This is a genomic window from Kitasatospora sp. NPDC088861 (assembly GCF_044750105.1).
Lineage (GTDB): Bacteria > Actinomycetota > Actinomycetes > Streptomycetales > Streptomycetaceae > Kitasatospora.
The window spans coordinates 1-2,929 of the sequence record NZ_JBIVJF010000066.1; the positions used below are offsets into that span (position 1 = coordinate 1).

General features: G+C 73.9%; 2 protein-coding genes. Both read left to right on the plus strand.

Translation table 11 applies throughout. The features are described 5' to 3' along the window. Positions 1-288, plus strand: a 288-nt coding sequence (locus tag ACIP37_RS37725; RefSeq protein ID WP_363633779.1) for a phosphopantetheine-binding protein, incomplete at its 5' end; no start/stop codon positions are given. 167 nt (positions 289-455) lie between these two features. Next, on the plus strand, positions 456-2,929 hold a 2,474-nt coding region (locus tag ACIP37_RS37730; RefSeq protein WP_363589714.1), incomplete at its 3' end, for a condensation domain-containing protein.

Genomic DNA, 2,929 nt, shown 5'->3' on the forward strand with positions numbered 1-2,929 from the left:
AACACCACCGAACAAACCCTCTGCACACTCTTCGCCGACGTCCTCGGACTCACCACCGTCACCATCGACGACCGCTTCTTCGACCTCGGCGGCCATTCGCTGCTCGCCACCAGGCTGGTCAGCCGCATCCGCACCGCCCTCGGGACGGAGCTGCCGATCCGCACCCTGTTCGACGCTCCCACGGTCGCCGCCCTGGCCGCCGTCCTGCCCGGGCGCGAGCAGACAGCCGCGCCGAAGAAGGCCCGCCCGGCCCTGCGGCCGATGCGCCGCCCGGGCGGCCCGGCCTGACCTGCCGCCCACCTCGCGGCCCCGTCCACCACAGGATGCGCGCCCGCCGCCGGCCCGGCCGGCGGCGCGGCCCGCCGCGTCCCGCGACCGCCGAACCCCACCAGCCCTACCAGCCCCAGCAGCCACAGCAGCCACAGCAGCCGTAAGTCGCCAGTCGGAGGCAGACCTTGATCCCGTTGTCGTTCGCCCAGCAGCGGCTCTGGTTCATCGAGCAGTTCGAGGGCCCGAGCGCCCTCTACAACACGCCGTTCGCCCTCCGGCTGACCGGCGAGCTCGACGCCGCCGCCCTCGAAGGCGCGCTGTGGGACGTGGTGGCCCGGCACGAGGTGCTGCGCACCGTCTTCCCGACCACCGACGGCCAGCCCCACCAGCACATCCTCGACCAGGGGCGCCCGCCGCTGCACCGGGTGCCGGTGGCCGACGAGGCCGAACTGTCCGAGCGGCTGCGCGAGGACGCCGGGCAGGTCTTCGACCTCGCCGCCGACCTCCCCGTCCGCGCCTGGCTGTACGCCCTCCCCTCGCCGGGCGAGCACGTCCTGCTGCTGCTGACGCACCACATCGCCAGCGACGGCTGGTCCGTCGCCCCGCTCCTGCACGACCTCGCCACCGCCTACGAAGCCCGCCTCGCCGGCACCGCACCGCAGTGGGAGCCGCTGCCGGTGCAGTACGCCGACTACACCCTCTGGCAGCGCGAGCTGCTCGGCGAGGAGGACGACCCCGAGAGCGTCGTCTCCCTTCAACTCGCCTACTGGCAGCACGCGTTGTCCGGCCTCCCGGAGGAGCTGGCGCTCCCGTACGACCGGCCGCGCCCGGCCGCGCCCACCCGCCGGGGCGGCGCCGCCGAGTTGGAACTCGACGTCGAACTGCACACCGCCCTGGCCGAGTTGGCCGGCACGCAGAACGCCAGCCTCTTCATGGCCCTGCAAGCCGCCGTCGCCACCCTCTACACCCGCCTCGGTACGGGCACCGACCTGCCGATCGGCACCGTCGTCGCCGGACGCACCGACGAAGCCCTCGACGACCTGGTCGGCTTCTTCGTCAACACCCTGCTGCTGCGCACCGACACGTCCGGCGACCCGAGCTTCCGCGAGTTGCTGGACCGCGTCCGCCGCACCGACCTCGACGCCTACGACCACCAGGACATCCCCTTCGAGCGCCTGGTCGAACACCTCAACCCCACCCGCACCGCCGGCCACCCCCTCTTCCAGTCGCTCGTCACCCTGAACACCGAGCGGGCCGGCGACCTCGCCTTCGGCCCGGCCTCGGCCCGGCCGGTCGAGGCCGGCGAGGCCCAGGCCCAGTTCGACCTGAACTTCAACTTCGTCGAGCACCTCACGGAGGACGGCGACTGCCTCGGTGTCCGCGGCGCCGTCGACTACGCGGCCGACCTCTTCGACCACGCCACCGCCACCGCCCTCGCCGAGCGGCTGCTGCGCGTCCTGCGCGCCGTCGCGGCCGACCCGGACACCCCGCTCGGCAGCATCGAGATCCTCGACCCCGCCGAACGCGAGCACCTGCTCACCGGCTGGAACGGACCGACCGCACCGGTGCCCGACACCAGCCTGCCCCGGCTGTTCGAGGCCCAGGCCGCCGCCACCCCCGACGCCCCCGCCCTGATCACCGACGCCGAACAGCTCAGCTACGCCGAACTGAACGGCCGCGCCAACCGCCTCGCCGCCCTGCTGCTGGCTCGCGGCCTGACCGCCGAACAGCCGGTGGCGGTGCTGATGGAGCGCTCCGCCGGGCTGCTCACGGCCGTCCTCGCGATCGCCAAGGCGGGCGGCACGTACGTCCCGCTGGACGACCGCTACCCGCTGGACCGGCTCCAGCACATCCTCACCGACACCCGCACCGGCCTGCTGCTCACCGACCCGGCCCACCACGGGCATCCGGTCCTCGCCACCGGCGGCTTCGCCACCGTCGAGGTCACCGACGCCCTGCTCGCCACGGCCCCCGAGGCGGGCGACCCGGCCGTGCCCGTGCACCCCGGCCAGCTGGTCTACGTGATGTACACCTCGGGCTCGACCGGCCTGCCCAAGGGCGTCGCCGTCACCCACCGCAACGTGGTGGACCTGCTGGGCAACCAGCACTTCCGCGCGGGCCACCACCAGCGTGTCCTGCTGCACTCGCCCACCGCCTTCGACGCCTCCACCACCGAGATCTGGGCGCCGCTCGTCACCGGCGGGGCGATCGTGCTGGCCGAGCCCGGCGAGCTGGACATCCGGCGCCTCGCCGAGACCATCACCACCCACCGGGTGACCCTGGTCCAGGCGCCCTCGGGCCTGCTGCGGCTGATGGCCGAGGAGACGCCGGAGGCCTTCCGGGCCGTCCGGCAGGTGTGGACCGGCGGCGACGTCGTCCCGCCCGAGGCCGTCCGCCGGCTCTTCCAGGCGTGCCCGGACACCTCCGTCGTCGCGGTCTACGCGCCCACCGAGACGACGGCCATCAAGACCACCTTCACCATGACCCCCGCCTCGGCGGTCCCGAACGTGGTGCCGATCGGCCGCCCGCTGGCCAACACCCGGACGTACGTCCTCGACACCGCACTACAGCCCGTACCCGCCGGCGTGGCAGGCGAGCTCTACATCGCCGGCGCCGGACTCGCCCGCGGCTACACCGGCCGCCCCTCCCTCACCGCCGA